Source organism: Geodermatophilus dictyosporus (assembly GCF_900115505.1).
Classification (GTDB): Bacteria; Actinomycetota; Actinomycetes; order Mycobacteriales; family Geodermatophilaceae; genus Geodermatophilus; species Geodermatophilus dictyosporus.
Genome location: NZ_FOWQ01000002.1, coordinates 690673 through 706296, shown reverse-complemented (window position 1 = coordinate 706296; position 15624 = coordinate 690673). Strand labels below are relative to the sequence as shown.

Here is a 15624-nt window from a genome sequence, read left to right as displayed (position 1 = left end):
CGCGGCGGCCGCCGGGGGAGCCGGCCGGTCAGCCGGCGTCGGACCGTTCGGCGGGGGCGCCCTCGCGGAGCAGGGCGGAGATCCGCTGACGGGTGACGCCGTACATCGCCGCGATGCGGTTGATGCTCACCCGTTCCTCCTGCAGTGCCCGGGCCTGCGCCCGCCGCCAGGCCGAGCCTGCGCCGGAGAGGGCCGACAGCACCGTGGTGATCCGCTCGACGACCAGGGGGCGGCTCTCCTGGGTGACGAGCTCCAGCCAGCTGTGCCCGGCGCGCCGGTCGGCCAGCAGGACCTCCGCCCGCGCCCGGGCGCCCTGCAGCTCCGCGGCGCACCGGTCGATCTCCCGGACCAGTTCCTCGAGCGCCTGGACGGCGGTGTCCTCGCCCGGGTCCGTCGCGGCCCGATGAGGGGCCGCCTCCGCGCTCCCCGTCCCGACGTCCTCGACCGGCCCGGCCACCGAGGCTGCCTCCACCGCTCCTCCTCCGCGCCGACGACCGCGTTCGGGCGTCACTGTGTTGTGCACGATAGGTCTGAACGACCCTTGCCTGCAACCCGTGTGACGTGCGATGGGGATTGCGTGCAAGAGGGGTTGCGTGTCGGCGCCCTCGTGCGGGATGGTCGTCCACCGTTCGATCTCACACAACGGACCGGTCGCCACCCCGACCCGTCACAGGGGGCGCTGACCGTGTCGACACTCACCGCACGCGTGGACCTGCCGCCGACGACGCGCAGCGTCCCGGCGGCCCGCCACGTCGTCCGCGAGCTCGTGCGCGCCTGGCAGGTGCCGCAGGACGACGCCGACGTCGCCCTGCTGGTCACCGAGCTGGTGGCCAACGTGGTGGACCACGTCGGCGGTGAGGCCGTGCTGTCGCTGGAGGTGGAGTTCTCCGACGGCTGGCTGCGCATCGCGGTGGCCGACGGCTCGGCCGTGCAGCCGGTGGTGGGGGAGCTGCGCGGTGACCAGCCCCGTGGCCGGGGCATGCAGATCGTCGAGGCCGTCGCCGACCGCTGGGGGGTCGAGCAGGTCGACGGCGGCAAGCGGATCTGGTTCGTCATGGGCCCCGGCGGCGACTGAGGCGCACCGCGGCGGCACCGCGTTTCACCGGCGGGGTCTCCGGGGAGGGCTGTCGGGACAGTTCCCGACGGAGGAGACGCGATGAGCGAGCCGACCAGCCACACCGAGAGCGCCGGCGAGGGCCTGAGCGACGAGGAGATGGCCCAGACCGTCGCCGACCAGACCGACAGCGCCTCCGGTCACGCCTACCAGGCCGGCAAGGACTGGGACGGCGACGCCGGCCAGGCCCCCGCGCCCCCGGACGGCGACCAGGCCTAGAGCGACCGCCGCCCCTGCCCGCCACCGGCACACCGGACGGGCGGCAGGGGCCGGTGCGCCACTGCAGCCGGACGCCTGACGACCCGGATCGGAGAACCGTGACCGTCCTCCCCCGCGCGCCGTACCCGAGGACCGGTGCCGGTGACCGGGCAGGCCCGGCACGTGCTGGTGACCGGGGGGAGCGGCAAGCTCGGTCGCGCCGTCGTCGACCTCCTGGTGCGGTGCGGCTCCCGGGTGTCCGTCGTGGACCTCGTGCACCCCGGCCGCTCCGACGTCGCCTGGACCTGCGCCGACCTCACCGACTACGGCCAGGCCGTCGGCGTGCTGACCGGCGTCGACGACCGCTGGCCCGTCCCCGACGCCGTCGTCCACCTCGCCGCCCTGCCGGCCCCCGGTCTCCGGCCCGACGCGACGCTGTTCGCCGCGAACGTCACGACCACCTACAACGTCTTCGCCGCCGCTCGCGTGGCCGGGATCGACACCGTCGTGTGGGCCTCCAGCGAGACCGTGCTGGGACTGCCCTTCGACACCCCTCCGCCGCACCTCCCCCTCGACGAGGACTGCGGGCCCGCGCCCACCACCTCCTACTCGCTGTCGAAGACGCTGGAGGAGGAGATGGCGCGGCAGTTCGCGCGGTGGCGGCCGGAGCTGTCGATCACCGGGCTGCGCTTCTCCAACGTGATGGAGCCGGCCGACTACGCGGACTTCCCCTCCTTCGACGCCGACCCGACGCTGCGGCGGTGGAACGCGTGGTCCTACATCGACGCGCGCGACGGCGCCTCGGCGGTGGTGGCCGCTCTGGACCACCTCGGCCGCGGTGCCGAGGTCTTCGTCGTCGCCAACGCCGACACCGTCATGAGCCGGCCCAGCGCCGAGCTCGCAGCCGGGTACTTCCCCGGCGTGCCGGTGCGCGGCCCGCTGGAGGGGAACCAGGCGCTCATGAGCAGCGAGCGCGCCCGCCGCGTCCTCGGGTGGGCGCCCGTGCACAGCTGGCGCGACGAGGTGGGGGCGCGGCCGGAGAGCTGACCGGCCTGGCCGGCGGGCCGTGACACGCGCGACGCGCGCACCGTGCGGCCTCCGGGGTTGGCGGAACGGCCCGCGTCCCCGATAGTGACCGGGGCCACCCGTCGTCTCCGGAAGGTTCGCGCATGAGCATCCTCGGCACCCGCGTCGTCCGGACCGAAGACCCGCTGTTCCTCACCCGCGGGGCCACCTACACCGACGACCTGGCCGACGAGCGGCTCACCGGGGCGCTGCACGCGACCTTCGTGCGGTCCACCGTCGCCCACGGCCGGCTGCTGTCGGTCGACGCCTCCGCCGCCCGGGAGGCGCCGGGCGTGGTCGCCGTGGTCACGGCCGAGGACGTCGCCGAGCTCGTCCCGATCCCCCCGCCCTTCCCGTTCGTCAACCCGGCGATGACCCGGCCCTGGCTGGCGTCGGACCGCGTCCGGTTCGTCGGCGACCCGATCGCCGTCGTCCTCACCGAGGAGCGGTACCAGGGCGAGGACGCCGCCGAGATGGTCGCCGTCGACATCGAGCCGCTGCCCGCCGTCGTCGGCACCGCCGCGGCCGCCTCCGACGAGGTGCTGCTGTTCCCCGAGGCGGGCACCAACGTCATGGCCTCCTTCGGCGAGCCCGCGCCGGCGGACTTCTTCGACGGCTGCGAGGTCGTCGTCACCCAGCCGATGGTCAACCAGCGGGTGGCGCCGGTGCCGCTGGAGGGCCGTGCCGCGGCCGCCGCCTGGGACGAGGACGGCAAGGTCACCGTCTGGTGCACCAACCAGGGCGCCCAGCAGGCCCGCGGCCAGTTCGGGGACTGGCTCAAGATGGACCCCGACCTGATCCACCTCATCACCCCCGACGTCGGCGGGGGCTTCGGCGCGAAGATCGGCGCCGACCCCGAGTACGCCTTCGTCGCCTGGCTGGCCAAGCACGTCGGGCGGCCGGTGCGCTGGTCGGAGAGCCGGTCGGAGAACATGATCGGGATGCTCCACGGCCGGGGACAGGACCAGGTGGTCACCGTCGGCGGGCGCCGGGACGGCACGATCGAGGCGTACAGCATCGTGGTCGACCAGGACTGCGGCTCCTACCCGCGCATCGGGACGGTGCTGCCCACCCTGACCATGCTCATGGCCCCCGGGGTCTACGGCTTCCCGCGCGTGCACGCCCAGGCGCGCGCCCTGGCCACCACGACGACGTCCATCGGTGCCTACCGGGGCGCCGGCCGGCCGGAGGCGACCGCGGCGCTGGAGCGGGCGGTCGACCTGTTCGCCGCCGAGATCGGCATGGACCCGGCCGACGTCCGCCGCAGGAACCTGCTGCCGGCGTTCACCGAGCCGCACACCACCCCGATGGGCGCCACCTACGACACCGGCGACTACACCGCGGCCCTGGACAAGGCGCTGGAGGTCGCCGGCTACGCCGAGCTGCGGGCCGAGCAGGCGCGGCGCCGGGAGCGCGGGGACGTCCGGCAGCTGGGCATCGGGATGTCGGTCTACGTGGAGATCACCGGGGCCGACAACGGTGCCGGCACCGGGGAGGGCGCCTCGCTGGAGGTCCACCCGGACGGGACGGCGACCGTGCTCACCGGCACCTCCCCGCACGGTCAGGGGCACGCCACGGCGTGGGCGATGATCGCCAGCGACCAGCTCGGCATCCCGATCGAGGACATCACCGTCGTCCACGGCGACACCGACCTGATCCCGCAGGGCGGCGGCACGATGGGCTCGCGCAGCCTCCAGCAGGGGGGCGCGGCGGTGCACCAGGCGGCCGTCGAGCTCGTCGAGCTGGCCAAGGAGCGCGCCGCGGAGCGGCTCGAGGTCGCCCCCGGGGACCTCGTGGTCGACCTGGGGCTGGCCGGGCTCGCCGTCCGCGGGACGCCGGGGACGGGGGTCAGCTTCGCCGACCTGGCCGGCGACGAGCCGCTGCTGGTGCGGACCCGGTTCACCGCGGCCGCCCCGACGTTCCCCTTCGGCGCCCACGTGGTGGTCGCCGAGGTCGACGTCGAGTCCGGCAAGGCCGAGGTGGCCCGCCTGATCGCCGTCGACGACGCCGGCACGATCCTCAACCCGCTGCTGGCCGAGGGGCAGCGGCACGGCGGCTACGCCCAGGGCGTGGCGCAGGCGCTGCTGGAGGAGGTCCTCTACGACGAGGACGGCAACCCGACGACGTCGACGCTGGCCGACTACCCGTTCGTCTCGGCCACCGAGCTGCCGAACTTCGAGCTGGTCGAGATGGCCACGCCGACGCCGATGAACGCGCTCGGTGCGAAGGGCATCGGCGAGGCCGGGACGATCGGCGCCACCCCGGCCGTGCAGAACGCGGTCATCGACGCGGTGGCCCACCTCGGCGTCCGGCACATCGACATGCCCACCACCCCGATGCGGGTGTTCCGGGCCATCCAGCAGGCACGGGGGGAGCACTGATGCAGGTCTCGATCACCGTCAACGGGCAGCAGCGGACCGACGAGGTCGAACCGCGGCTGCTGCTGGCGCACTACCTGCGCGAGGTGCGCGGGCTGAAGGCGACCAACATCGGCTGCGACACCACCTCGTGCGGCGCGTGCACCGTCATCGTCGACGGGCTGTCGGTGAAGTCGTGCACGGTGCTCGCGGTCCAGACCGACGGCGCGCAGGTCACCACGCTCGAGGGCCTGGCCGGGCCGGACGGCGAGATGCACCCCGTGCAGCAGGCCTTCCGCGAGGAGCACGGCCTGCAGTGCGGGTTCTGCACCCCGGGCATGGTCATGGCGGCGGTGGGCCTGCTGGCCGACAACCCCGACCCCACCGACCGCGAGGTCCGGGAGGGGCTGGAGGGCAACCTCTGCCGGTGCACCGGCTACCACAACATCGTCCGGGCGGTGCGGGCCGCGGCCCAGGCCGGCCCGGCCGCCGGCCAGGTGCCGCAGGCGCAGGAGGTGGACGCATGACCGAGCTCGCGAGGTCATGGGAGGACCGGGCATCCCGGGTCACGAGCCCGGCGAGCGCCAGCGAGGTGGGGTCGTGATCCCCTCGCAGTTCGACTACGTGCGGGTGCAGTCGGTGGACGAGGCCGTGGCCGCGCTCACCGAGCACGGCGAGGACGCCAAGCTGCTCGCCGGCGGGCACTCGCTGCTGCCGATCATGAAGCTGCGGCTGGCCGTCCCGTCGGTGCTCATCGACATCAGCGGCATCCGCGACCTGTCCTACGTGCGCGTGGAGGGGGACGAGGTCGCCGTCGGCGCGGGCACCCGGCACCACGAGCTCGAGCGGGACGCCGTCGCCGCCGCCGAGGTGCCGATCCTGCCGTACGTGGCCGCCCAGGTCGGCGACCCGCAGGTGCGCCACCGGGGCACCATCGGCGGGACGGTCGCGCACAGCGACCCGGCGTCGGACCTGCCCACGGCGCTGCTCGCCCTGGGCGGCACCGTGGTCGTGCAGGGTCCGGGCGGGCGCCGGGAGATCCCGATCCCCGAGTTCTGGCTCGGCTTCTTCGAGACCGCCCTGGAGCCCGACGAGCTCATCGTCGAGGTGCGGGTGCCGCGGACCGGCACGGCCGGCTGGGCCTACGAGAAGTTCACCCGCCGGGCCAACGACTGGCCGATCGTCGCCGTCGCCGCCGTCGAGGGCCGGGTCGCGCTGGCCAACATGGCCGGCTCGGTCGTGCGGGCCACCGCCACCGAGGAGGCCCTCGCCCGGGGCGCGTCGATCGAGGAGGCCGCCGCGCTGGCCGACCAGGGCACCAGCCCCGGCGCCGACATGCACGCCGACCAGGAGTACCGCCGTCACCTGGCCCGGCTGCTCACCCGCCGGGCGCTGCAGCGGGTGGCGGGAGGAGCCGCCGCCGCGGCCTGAGGGGGGGCCTAGCCGCGGTGCGGCGGGAGCATCGCGGCGCCCACGGTGGCGTTCGTGGCCTCGTCGACGAGGATGAACCGGCCGGTGACCCGGTTGCGGTTGTAGTCGTCGACGAACAGCGGCTGGGTGGTGCGCAGCCGGACCCGGCCGATGTCGTTGAGGCCGAGCTCGGTGGCCTCCTGGTCGCGGTGCAGCGTGTTGACGTCGAGCCGGTACACCAGCTCCTTGACCACCGCCCGCACCGAACGGGTGGTGTGCTTGACCGCCAGCCGCTGGCGCGGCCGTAGCGGCTCCTCGGCCATCCAGCAGACCAGTGCGTCGAGGTCCTGGGTGGTCTGGGGCGCGTTGGCCGGGCGGCAGACGAGGTCGCCGCGGGAGACGTCGAGGTCGTCGGCCAGCCGCAGGGTCACCGCCATCGGCGGGAAGGCCTCCTGCACCGGGCCGCGCGGGCCGTCGATCGCCGTGACCGACGTCGTCAGGCCGCTGGGCAGCACCTGCACCTCGTCCCCGACCCGCAGCACGCCGCTGGCCACGGTGCCCGCGTAGCCGCGGTAGTCGTGGTGCGCGTCGGACTGCGGCCGGACGACGTACTGCACCGGGAAGCGGACGTCGACGAGGTTGCGGTCGCCGGCCACGTGCACGTGCTCGAGGTGGTGCAGCAGCGAGGGCCCCTGGTACCAGGGCGCGCGGTCGGACCGGGTGACCACGTTGTCGCCGTGCAGCGCCGAGATCGGGACGACGGTCAGGTCGGGGACGTCGAGGCGGGCGGCGAAGGCGCTGAACTCGTCGGCGATGGCCTCGAAGGTCTCCTGCGACCAGTCGACGAGGTCCATCTTGTTCACCGCGACCACCAGGTGCGGCACACGCAGCAGCGAGGCCAGGAAGGCGTGCCGCCGGCTCTGCTCGAGCATCCCCTTGCGCGCGTCGACCAGCACGATCGCCAGGTCGGCGGTCGAGGCGCCGGTGACCATGTTGCGCGTGTACTGCACGTGGCCGGGGGTGTCGGCCAGGATGAACGTCCGCCGGGGGGTGGAGAAGTACCGGTAGGCGACGTCGATGGTGATGCCCTGCTCCCGCTCGGCGCGCAGGCCGTCGGTGAGCAGCGCCAGGTCGACGAAGTCGCCTTTGCTGGCCCGCTCGATCGCCTCGTACTGGTCCTCGAAGACGGCCTTGCTGTCGTAGAGCAGCCGGCCGATCAGCGTGCTCTTGCCGTCGTCGACCGAGCCGGCGGTGGCGATGCGGAGGATGTCCTTGCGCGCGGTCGCGATCTCGGCCGCCTGCTCGGCAGCGGGCGAGTGGACGTCGACGACTGGCTCGGACATGTCCCCATCATCCCCAGCCGGAGCGGACGGCAGCGTCCGGGGCCGGATGGGGGGACGCTGGTGTGAGCAGGGCCACCAGGGGCCCGCGGGAGGAGCGCGCGTGGGTGGGCTGGTGTTCCTCGTCCCGGTGCTGCTGGTCGTGTCGCTGGGGTACGCCGTCGCCTACGTGGCCGCCGAGGCCCTGGGCGTCGGCGCCCCGGAGGCCGTCGCCTGGCCGGCCGGGCTCCTCCTGTTCGCCGTCACCGCCTGGGCGCTGCTGCGCCACCTCCGCCGGCGGAGGAGGCGGCCGCCGGCCGGGGACCGCCGCCCGTCCCGCGCGGGTCGGCCCCGGTGAGGCCGGCCGTCACCGGTGCCGCCACACCTCCACCGCCGACAGCAGCAGCAGGCCCACCAGCAGCGGCAGCAGCACGCCCTCGGGCACCACGCCGACCAGCAGGCCGCCGGCGACCGTGCCGGTGACCGACCCGAGCGTCATCGCGACGGCGAACCGCCAGTCGGCCCGGAGCACCGCGAAGCCCCGGTCCCGGCTGTGGCGCGCGAAGGCCACCAGCACGGTGGGCAGGGAGAGACCAGCAGGACAGGTTCCCGGCCTGCTCGAGGCCGATGCCGAACAGCAGGACCAGGGTCGGGATCAGCAGCTCGCCGCCGGCGACCCCATGACCGCGGCGACGACGCCGATCCCGAAGCCGGCGACGGCACCGGCGACCCAGGTGGCCGGTCTCGGCAGCGACACCGTCCCGACCGTGCCGAGGTGGGTGCCCAGCAGCGCCACGGTGATCAGCACCAGCAGGGCGGCCAGCACGCGGTACAGCGTCGCCGAGCGCATCCGCGTGGCCCAGGACGCGCCGAGCTCCGCCCCCAGCAGGCTGCCCGCCAGCAGGTCGACCGCGGCCGTCCAGTACCCGGCCAGCTCAGGGAGGGGGCACCGCGACCAGCCGCGCCGCCAGCGCGGTCAGGACGACGTCCTGGAACGGCCTCGGTGCAGGGCCCCGCGCCGAGCGGAACGAGGCGTGGGGGCACCGAGCCCCTCCTAGAAGTAGCCCTCCTTCTTCCGGTCCTCCATCGCGGCGTCGCTGACCTTGTCGTCGCCACGGGTGGCGCCGCGCTCGGTCATCCGGGTCACCGCGACCTCGGCGATGACCTCCTCGACCGTCGTCGCCCGGGAGCGCACCGCGGCGGTGAGGTTGGCGTCGCCGACGGTCCGGTAGCGCACCGACTCGCGGGAGACCCGCTCGCCCTCGCGCGGCGGGACGAACTCGTTGACGGCGTAGAGCATCCCCTGCCGCTCGACCACCTCCCGCTCCTGGGCGAGGTAGAGCGGCGGGATGGCGATGCCCTCGCGGGCGATGTACTGCCAGACGTCGAGCTCGGTCCAGTTCGACAGCGGGAACACCCGGATCGACTCGCCGAGGTGGATCCGGCCGTTGTAGAGGTCCCAGAGCTCCGGCCGCTGGTTCTTCGGGTCCCACTGGCCGAACTCGTCGCGGAAGGAGAACACCCGCTCCTTGGCGCGGGCCTTGTCCTCGTCGCGCCGCGCGCCGCCGAACAGCGCGGTGAAGCCGTGCTCCTCCACCGCGTCGAGCAGCACCGGCGTCTGGATGCGGTTGCGGGAGCCGTTGGGCTCCTCCTTGACCAGGCCCCGGGCGATCGCGTCGGGCACCGAGGCCACCACGAGCTGCACGCCGAGCTCGGCGACCCGCTTGTCGCGGAACTCCAGGACGTCGGGGAAGTTCAGCCCGGTGTCCACGTGCATCACCGGGAACGGGATGCGCGCCGGCGCGAAGGCCTTGCGGGCCAGCTCCAGCATGACGATGGAGTCCTTGCCGCCGGAGAACAGCAGCACGGGGCGCTCGAGCTCGGCGGCCACCTCGCGGATGACGTGGATCGACTCGGCCTCGAGCGTCTCCAGCTGGGTGAGCCGGTAGTCGGGGGTCGTCACCCCTCCAGTGTCCGTCACGCGGGTCCGCGCACCGCGGCCAGGAGGCCAGCGGTCAGCTCGGGGCGGCAGACCAGCAGGTCGGGCAGGGAGGAGTCGGGCTCGTTGTAGCGCAGCGGCGAGCCGTCCAGCCGCAGCGCGGTGAGCCCGGCGGCGAGGGCGACGGCGACCGGCGCGGCGGAGTCCCACTGGTACATGCCGCCGGCGTGCACGTAGGCGTCCACCTCGCCGCGCACCACGGCCGTGACCTTCCAGCCGGCCGAGCCCAGGGGCACCAGCTCGCCGCCGACCGCGGTGGCGGCCGCGGCGGCCTGCGCCGGCGGGCGGGTGCGGCTGACCGCGATGCGCGGCGGCCGGGCGAGGGCGGGCGGGGGCGCCGGTGCGGGGTCGGTGACGAGCACCTCGCCGAGGGCGGGCAGCGCCACCGCGGCCGGGCCGAGCCCGCCGCGCACCCACAGCGCCACGTGGACGGCGAAGTCGGACCGGTCCGTCTCGCCGTACTCGCGGGTGCCGTCGAGCGGGTCGACGATCCACACCCGGCCGGCCCCGAGCCGGCTGCGGTCGTCGGCGGCCTCCTCGCTGAAGACGACGTCGTCGGGCCGGTGCGCGGCCAGCACGGCGGCGATCGCCTCCTGCGCCGCGGCGTCGCCGGCGTCGCCGAGCGGGCGGCCGGTCAGCCCGCCGGCGCGCAGCTCCACCAGCACGTCGGCGGCCGCCCGCGCGGCGGCGGCCGCGACCTCGACGTCCCTCACGCCGCACCGCCCGCCGGCGCGGTGGCGTCGGTGGGCCGCGAGGGCGGGGTGTGCCGGCCCGACGCGTCGGTGATGCGCGCGAAGTAGGCGGCGCGCAGCTCCTCGCGCGGCAGCACGAAGACGCCGCGGGCCTCGACGAGGGGCGTCGCCGGCGTCGCGGCGAGGGCGATGGTGCCGGCTAGCACGACCTTGCGGCCCGCGCTCTCGGCCACCGCGGCGCGGAGGACGACGGGGGTCTCCAGCGGCACCGGGCGGCGGTAGTCCAGCTCCAACCGGGCCGTCATGCCCCAGAGTCCCGCGCGGATGGCCGCGGCGCCCAGCGCCTGGTCCATCACCAGGCCGCTCACCCCGCCGTGCAGGAGCCCCGGCGGGCCCTCGTAGGCCGGTCCGAACGAGGTCTCGGCGACGACGCCGTCGACGTCCTGCCGGAACCGGACCGGCGGGGCCAGCGCGCTGCCCACGCCGGTCACCGGGTTGTGGACGCGGCGGAAGGCGACCAGGTCGTCCAGCTCGGGCAGCTGCGTGGCCGGGCGGGTGCTCGCGGCCAGCCGCTCGCGCGCGGCGCGGGCCACGGTGGCCACCGCGCGCAGCTCGGCCGGGGGCACGGTGGTGCGCACCGAGGCGTCGACCAGGCCGCGCAGCGCGTCCCCGAGGTCGGTGACCGCGGCCATCAGCTCCCGGTCGTACGGGGCACCCTCGGCGTCAGGAGTCACCTGCGGACGGTAGCCCGGCGGCCCCGGGCGGCTGCCCGGCGGGCTGCCCGGGCAGCGGCGCCGTCCCGTCCGCGGCCGGACCGGAGCGGGGCAGCCGGACGGTGAACGCGGCCCCACGGCCGGGCGCGGTGTCCAGCGCGACGTCACCGCCGTGCGCGGCCACCAGCGCCGCCACGATGGACAGGCCCAGCCCGGTGCCGCCGGCGACGCGGCTGCGCGAGGCGTCGGCGCGGTAGAAGCGCTCGAAGACCCGGGCGGCGTCCTCCGGTGCCATGCCGGGGCCCTCGTCGGCGACCCGCAGCACCACCCGGTCGCCCCCGTCGCTGGTGTCCTCGCCGATCGAGACGGTCACCGGGGTGGTGGGCGGGGTGTGCACCAGCGCGTTGGTGACCAGGTTGCCGACCACCTGGCGCAGCCGGGCCTCGTCGCCGAGCACGACCGGCACCTCGGTGAGCGAGTCGTCCAGGCGCAGCGTGACGGGCCGGTCGGGCTGCAGGACGCGGGCGTCGTGGACGGCGTCCCCGGCGACCTCGGCGAGGTCCACCGGGGTGACGGTCAGCGGGCGCTGCTGGTCGAGGCGGGCCAGCTGCAGCAGGTCCTCGACGAGCAGGCCCATCCGGGCGCCCTCGCTCTCGATGCGCTGCATGAGCCGGGCGGTCTCCTCCGGGCTGCCCACCGCGCCCTGGCGGTAGAGCTCGGCGAAGCCGCGGATCGAGGTCAGCGGGGTGCGCAGCTCGTGGCTGGCGTCTGCGACGAACCGGCGCATCCGCTCCTCCGAGGCGCGGGCCTGCCCCTCGGAGGCCTGCTGGGCGCGGAAGGCACCCTCGATGCGGGCGAGCATGCCGTTGATCGCCTGCGACAGCCGGCCGACCTCCGTCCGGCCGTCGCCCGGGGGCACCCGCTGCGAGAGGTCGCCGGCGGCGATCGCCCGGGCGGTCCGCTCGACGGCGTCGAGCGGGCGCAGGCTGGTGCGCACCAGCCAGTAGCCGGCCAGCCCGAGGACGGCGAGCACGACGAGCCCGACCCCGACCTCGATGAGCACCAGCTGGCCGATCACGCCGTCGTCGCGGTCGAGGGGGAAGGCGACGACGACGACCGGTCCGCCCTGCAGCTGCTGAGCGGCGACCCGCCAGGCCCCGTCGCCCTCCGTGGCCCCCACGACGGCGACGTCGGTACCCCCGAGCCCGCCCCCGCGCGGTCCGCGGTCGTCCGTGTCGCCGGAGAGGAGGGTGTCGAGGACCTCGGTGTCGACGTCGGGCAGCTGGCCCGACGGCGGCCCGAAGACGACGACGAGCTCGCCGCTGTCGGGCCGCACGCAGGCCACGTAGGTGCCCGAGACGACGTAGCGCGGCGGGGGCGGGCTCTGCCAGCAGGCGGCCATGACGGCCTGGCTCTGGCGCGCCTCACCCAGCGCGGCGCCCAGCTCGGCGTCCTGCTGCTGGCCGAGGTAGCGGGACAGCAGCGAGGTGGCGGTCACGCCGGTGGCGGTGAGCGCGACGGCCACCAGCACCAGGAGCAGGGCGACCAGCGTGACGCGCAGCGGCACCCGCGGGAGGCGGGTGCCGCTGCGCGGGTCGGGCCGGGGTGCGCTCACGTGCCGCGCGGCAGCCGCAGGGTGTAGCCGACGCCGCGGATGGTGTGCAGCAGGCGCGGTTCGGTGGTGTCCACCTTGCGGCGCAGGTAGGAGATGTAGGACTCGACGACGTTGGCCTCGCCGTTGAAGTCGTAGTTCCACACGTGGTCGAGGATCTGCGCCTTGGACAGCACCCGCCCGGCGTTGGCCATCAGGTAGCGCAGCAGCTTGAACTCCGTGGGGGAGAGGCTGACTACGCTGCCGGCCTTGACCACCTCGTGCGACTCCTCGTCGAGCTCGATGTCGGCGAAGGTCAGCCGCGGGCTCTCGGCGGCGCGCTGCTGTGAGGTGCTGCGCCGCAGCACCGCCCGGATGCGCGCCAGCACCTCGTCGAGGCTGAACGGCTTGGTCACGTAGTCGTCGCCGCCCAGGGTGAGCCCGGAGACCTTGTCCTCGGCCGCGTCCCGGGCGGTGAGGAACAGCACGGGGGTGTGCCGGCCGCTCTCGCGCAGCCGCCGCACGACGCCGAAGCCGTCCAGACCGGGCATCATCACGTCGAGCACCAGCAGGTCGGGACGGAACGACGACGCCAGCGCCAGGGCCTGCTGGCCGTCGGCCGCGGTGGCCACCTCGAACCCGGCGTAGCGCAGGCTGGCGGAGAGCAGCTCGCGGATGTTCGGCTCGTCGTCCACCACCAGGAGGCGTGCCTCCGGGGTGGTGCCTCGCGCACTGCGGCTCCCGGTCACGATCTCTCCCGTGGGACGCCTGGCTGCCGTGGTCATGCCCCGAGGGTGCCGCCGCGGCCTGCGCCCGCGCTGGACGCTACCTGTGAGCTCCCTGGACGACCGGGGTCGCTACCCGGCGGGGGCCATCGCGCGGCCGCGGCGCCAGTAGCCGATCGCGTGGTGCTGCGCGCGGGACAGCCCCCAGCGGGCACGCAGGTCGGCGCGGACCGCCCGGACGGCGGCGGACTCGGCGGCCACCCAGGCGAAGACGTCGTCGCCCGCCGGCCGGTCGAGTGCGGCGACGGCGTCGGCGAGCAGCGTGCTCGCACCGGGCGCGGTGCCGCCGCGGTGCAGCCAGCGCACCTCCACCCCCGCCGGTGCGGCCAGCGGTTGCTCCTCCCGGCCGTCGGCCACCTCGACCAGCGCGAGGCCGCGGGTGGCCGGGTCGGCGGCGGCCAGGATGCGGCTGATCGCCGGCAGCGCCGTCTCGTCGCCGACCAGGAGCACGGTGCCGGCCGGGCGGTCGCCGAGCGGGCCGCTGCCGGCCACCCCGAGCAGCGCGCCGGGGACCGCCGCGCCGGCCCAGGAGGCCGCCGGGCCGTCGCCGTGCAGCACGAAGTCGATCTCCACCTCGCCGCGGTCGACGTCCTGGCGGCGGGCTGTGTAGCTGCGCAGGCTCACGCCGTGGGCGCCGGCCGGCCAGACGATGCGGCCGTCGCGGGCCACCGACGGCCACCGGGGAGCGGCGTCGCCGACGCGCGGCACCAGCAGGTTCACCGTCGGCCCCGCCGCCGCGACGGCGTCCGCGGTGCCCGAGAGGACCACCCGGCGCACCGACGGCGTCACGTCCGCGACCGAGACGGCGGTGAGGACGTCGACCGGCCGGGGGTCTCCGGGCAGCGGCACGCCGGCGGGGGATGTCACGCCGGCGAGCGTAGGGACCGGGGTCGGCGTGGGCCGACCCGGCCGACCCCGGGGGAATGAGGTCGACCGGGCCGGCGATCGAGGACGGGGACCAGTCACCGTGAGTGACGTCCGCTGCGCTCTCAGCAGCAGGTTCGTCCGGTGCCTCCCCGTCGACGTGAACGCTACGTGACGACGGCGGAAGTTGTACTGCCCGACCGGGTGATGGTCGGTCCTGACGGGGTGACGTGGGTCTCCGGTCCACCGGGCGGTGCACCGCCCTCCGGGGGATGTGTGCCCCCTCCCCGTGGCGGGCACGGCAGGGCCACGCGACCGAGACGAGGAGACCGGGATGGCTGACGACTTCCAGAAGGGCGACCACGTCGCCTGGAAGAGCCACGGCAGCGAGGCCGTGGGCACCGTGAAGAAGAAGATCACCAAGGACACCGAGGCCGGTGGCCGGAAGGTCAAGGCCAGCTCCGACGAGCCGCAGTACGAGGTCGAGAGCGAGAAGAGCGGCAACACCGCGGTGCACAAGCCGTCGGCACTGAAGAAGAAGTAGGAGGCCACCGTGAGCGAGACCGACGACCAGTTCGCCGGCGTGTCGTCGCGCAGCGACAAGCACAGTCCGCGAGTCGACGAGGAACTCGAGCACGAGATCCAGGGGATGCTCAAGGCGGGGCGCGCCACGCGCTCCGAGGAGTTCCGCGAGGTGGAGCCGGTCGTCGAGGGCGAGCCGGACGTGGGCAGCAGTCCGGACAGCACCCTGGTCGGTGGCGTGCCGGTCGGGATGACCGAGGACGCCGTGGTGGCCCGCGCGGAGCTCGCGCGCTGGCTGGTGCGGGCCGACTTCCCGGCCGACGGCCCCGGTCTGGTGGAGGCGGCGCTCGACCACCGGGCGCCCGATGCCGTGGTGGCCGAGCTCGAGCGGCTGCCGGAGGGGCAGACGTTCGAGCGGATCGGCGACGTCGCCCGGGCGCTGGGCTACCCGACCGAGACCTGACCGGCCCGACCGTCGGCGAGGGGGCTCAGGAGCCGGTGCGCTCCTGGGCCCCCTCGTCGTCCTCGTCGGCGATCTCGTCCCGGCCGCGCCGGCGGAAGAGCCTCGAGCCCGGGAAGCCCTTCACCACCTCGCGGATGTCCCGCATGGTGTCGACGAGGTCGTGCACGTCGGTGCCGACGTCGCCGAGGGACTCCAGCACCGGCAGCACGGCCTCGTCCAGGTGCGTCACCAGCGTGGGCAGTCGGTCGACGAGGCCGACCAGCGCCTCGACCTCGTGCGGGTCCAGCGTCTCCGCCAGCCGCTGCACCGACGGGGCCAGCTGGGTGAGCGGCTGCTCGTAGCGGCCGAGCAGCGGGTCGATCCGGGTCACCAGTCCCTCGGCGCCCCCGATGGTGCCGTCGGCGCGCTGCTGGGTGCCCTCGACGGCGCCGATCGCGGTGTCGGCGCGCTGCTGGGTGCTCTGCACGGCGCTGATGGCGTCGTCGGCGCGCTGCTGGGTGCTCTGCACGGCGCTGATGGCGTCGTCGGCGCG

The 15624-nt window shown here is 75.1% G+C and carries 19 protein-coding genes and 1 pseudogene; 9 read left to right on the top strand and 11 right to left on the bottom strand.

The window, feature by feature from the left end; all coding sequences use genetic code 11:
• Positions 1–28: 28 nt before the first annotated feature.
• On the bottom strand, positions 29–472 hold the full coding sequence (locus BMZ33_RS07045) for a hypothetical protein (protein WP_169063998.1): 444 nt from the start codon (positions 470–472) through the stop codon (positions 29–31).
• A 234-nt stretch (positions 473–706) separates the two neighbouring features.
• On the opposite strand from BMZ33_RS07045, the gene BMZ33_RS07040 reads away from it, so the two are divergent.
• The 6 genes from BMZ33_RS07040 to BMZ33_RS07020 all read left to right on the top strand — a co-directional run bounded on the left by BMZ33_RS07040 (position 707) and on the right by BMZ33_RS07020 (position 6165).
• A complete protein-coding gene (locus BMZ33_RS07040) occupies positions 707–1075 on the top strand; it encodes an ATP-binding protein (protein ID WP_169063997.1) in 369 nt (122 codons plus the stop codon).
• Positions 1076–1156: 81 nt separating this feature from the next.
• Positions 1157–1333 carry a hypothetical protein gene (locus BMZ33_RS23150; RefSeq protein WP_169063996.1) on the top strand — a complete coding sequence of 59 codons (177 nt, stop codon included), beginning with the start codon at positions 1157–1159 and terminating at the stop codon, positions 1331–1333.
• A gap of 141 nt (positions 1334–1474) precedes the next feature.
• Entirely contained in the window at positions 1475–2359 is an 885-nt protein-coding gene (locus tag BMZ33_RS07035; RefSeq protein WP_169063995.1) for an NAD-dependent epimerase/dehydratase family protein, read from the top strand.
• A gap of 122 nt (positions 2360–2481) precedes the next feature.
• The gene (locus BMZ33_RS07030) at positions 2482–4758 is read left to right on the top strand and encodes a xanthine dehydrogenase family protein molybdopterin-binding subunit (protein ID WP_091108794.1); all 2277 of its coding nucleotides are present in this window, start codon (positions 2482–2484) and stop codon (positions 4756–4758) included.
• A complete protein-coding gene (locus BMZ33_RS07025; protein ID WP_091108793.1) occupies positions 4758–5261 on the top strand; it encodes a (2Fe-2S)-binding protein in 504 nt (167 codons plus the stop codon). Before BMZ33_RS07030 ends, BMZ33_RS07025 begins: the two co-directional genes overlap by 1 nt.
• A 73-nt stretch (positions 5262–5334) precedes the next feature.
• Positions 5335–6165: an FAD binding domain-containing protein gene (locus BMZ33_RS07020; protein WP_091108792.1), complete on the top strand. Its 831-nt coding sequence runs from the start codon at positions 5335–5337 to the stop codon at positions 6163–6165.
• Between the two features lie 8 nt (positions 6166–6173).
• On the opposite strand, the gene BMZ33_RS07015 is transcribed toward BMZ33_RS07020, so the two are convergent.
• Positions 6174–7487, bottom strand: a complete 1314-nt coding sequence (locus tag BMZ33_RS07015) for a sulfate adenylyltransferase subunit 1 (protein WP_091108791.1) — start codon at positions 7485–7487, stop codon at positions 6174–6176.
• Positions 7488–7587: 100 nt separating this feature from the next.
• On the opposite strand from BMZ33_RS07015, the gene BMZ33_RS07010 reads away from it, so the two are divergent.
• A complete protein-coding gene (locus tag BMZ33_RS07010) occupies positions 7588–7821 on the top strand; it encodes a hypothetical protein (RefSeq protein WP_091108790.1) in 234 nt (77 codons plus the stop codon).
• A gap of 9 nt (positions 7822–7830) precedes the next feature.
• Here BMZ33_RS07010 and BMZ33_RS23145 read toward each other — a convergent pair whose 3' ends face one another.
• From BMZ33_RS23145 to BMZ33_RS06970, 8 genes are all read right to left on the bottom strand, one after another.
• A complete protein-coding gene (locus tag BMZ33_RS23145) occupies positions 7831–8034 on the bottom strand; it encodes a hypothetical protein (protein ID WP_169063994.1) in 204 nt (67 codons plus the stop codon).
• 84 nt (positions 8035–8118) lie between these two features.
• Positions 8119–8313, bottom strand: a complete 195-nt coding sequence (locus BMZ33_RS23140; RefSeq protein ID WP_091108788.1) for a hypothetical protein — start codon at positions 8311–8313, stop codon at positions 8119–8121.
• Positions 8314–8517: 204 nt separating this feature from the next.
• The gene (gene cysD, locus BMZ33_RS06995; protein ID WP_091108787.1) at positions 8518–9426 is read right to left on the bottom strand and encodes a sulfate adenylyltransferase subunit CysD; all 909 of its coding nucleotides are present in this window, start codon (positions 9424–9426) and stop codon (positions 8518–8520) included.
• A gap of 14 nt (positions 9427–9440) precedes the next feature.
• On the bottom strand, positions 9441–10175 hold the full coding sequence (locus BMZ33_RS06990; RefSeq protein WP_091108786.1) for an inositol monophosphatase family protein: 735 nt from the start codon (positions 10173–10175) through the stop codon (positions 9441–9443).
• Positions 10172–10888 (bottom strand): PaaI family thioesterase, encoded by a 717-nt coding sequence (locus tag BMZ33_RS06985; RefSeq protein WP_091108785.1) that lies wholly within the window; start codon positions 10886–10888, stop codon positions 10172–10174. The genes BMZ33_RS06990 and BMZ33_RS06985 overlap by 4 nt, the downstream gene beginning before the upstream one ends.
• Complete coding sequence (locus BMZ33_RS06980; RefSeq protein WP_091108784.1) at positions 10878–12482, bottom strand: sensor histidine kinase; 1605 nt, start codon at positions 12480–12482, stop codon at positions 10878–10880. Before BMZ33_RS06980 ends, BMZ33_RS06985 begins: the two co-directional genes overlap by 11 nt.
• Entirely contained in the window at positions 12479–13243 is a 765-nt protein-coding gene (locus tag BMZ33_RS06975; protein WP_169063992.1) for a response regulator transcription factor, read from the bottom strand. Before BMZ33_RS06975 ends, BMZ33_RS06980 begins: the two co-directional genes overlap by 4 nt.
• A gap of 72 nt (positions 13244–13315) precedes the next feature.
• Complete coding sequence (locus BMZ33_RS06970) at positions 13316–14110, bottom strand: siderophore-interacting protein (RefSeq protein ID WP_091108782.1); 795 nt, start codon at positions 14108–14110, stop codon at positions 13316–13318.
• Positions 14111–14441: 331 nt separating this feature from the next.
• Between BMZ33_RS06970 and BMZ33_RS06965 the strand changes: the two genes are divergently transcribed.
• Both BMZ33_RS06965 and BMZ33_RS06960 read left to right on the top strand, forming a co-directional pair.
• Positions 14442–14651 carry a hypervirulence associated TUDOR domain-containing protein gene (locus BMZ33_RS06965; protein ID WP_091108781.1) on the top strand — a complete coding sequence of 70 codons (210 nt, stop codon included), beginning with the start codon at positions 14442–14444 and terminating at the stop codon, positions 14649–14651.
• A gap of 9 nt (positions 14652–14660) precedes the next feature.
• The gene (locus tag BMZ33_RS06960; RefSeq protein WP_091108780.1) at positions 14661–15092 is read left to right on the top strand and encodes a DUF2795 domain-containing protein; all 432 of its coding nucleotides are present in this window, start codon (positions 14661–14663) and stop codon (positions 15090–15092) included.
• A gap of 25 nt (positions 15093–15117) precedes the next feature.
• On the opposite strand, the pseudogene BMZ33_RS06955 reads toward BMZ33_RS06960, so the two are convergent.
• Positions 15118–15624: pseudogene (locus BMZ33_RS06955) on the bottom strand (hypothetical protein); the annotation flags it as partial.

Bases quoted from the DNA above. Each gene is read 5' to 3' on its own strand.
- BMZ33_RS23150 (WP_169063996.1), top strand. From the start codon at position 1,157: ATGAGCGAGCCGACCAGCCACACCGAGAGCGCCGGCGAGGGCCTGAGC.
- BMZ33_RS07030 (WP_091108794.1), top strand. From the start codon at position 2,482: ATGAGCATCCTCGGCACCCGCGTCGTCCGGACCGAAGACCCGCTGTTC.
- BMZ33_RS07025 (WP_091108793.1), top strand. From the start codon at position 4,758: ATGCAGGTCTCGATCACCGTCAACGGGCAGCAGCGGACCGACGAGGTC.
- BMZ33_RS07015 (WP_091108791.1), bottom strand. From the start codon at position 7,487: ATGTCCGAGCCAGTCGTCGACGTCCACTCGCCCGCTGCCGAGCAGGCG.
- BMZ33_RS23140 (WP_091108788.1), bottom strand. From the start codon at position 8,313: ATGCGCTCGGCGACGCTGTACCGCGTGCTGGCCGCCCTGCTGGTGCTG.
- BMZ33_RS06975 (WP_169063992.1), bottom strand. From the start codon at position 13,243: ATGACCACGGCAGCCAGGCGTCCCACGGGAGAGATCGTGACCGGGAGC.
- BMZ33_RS06965 (WP_091108781.1), top strand. From the start codon at position 14,442: ATGGCTGACGACTTCCAGAAGGGCGACCACGTCGCCTGGAAGAGCCAC.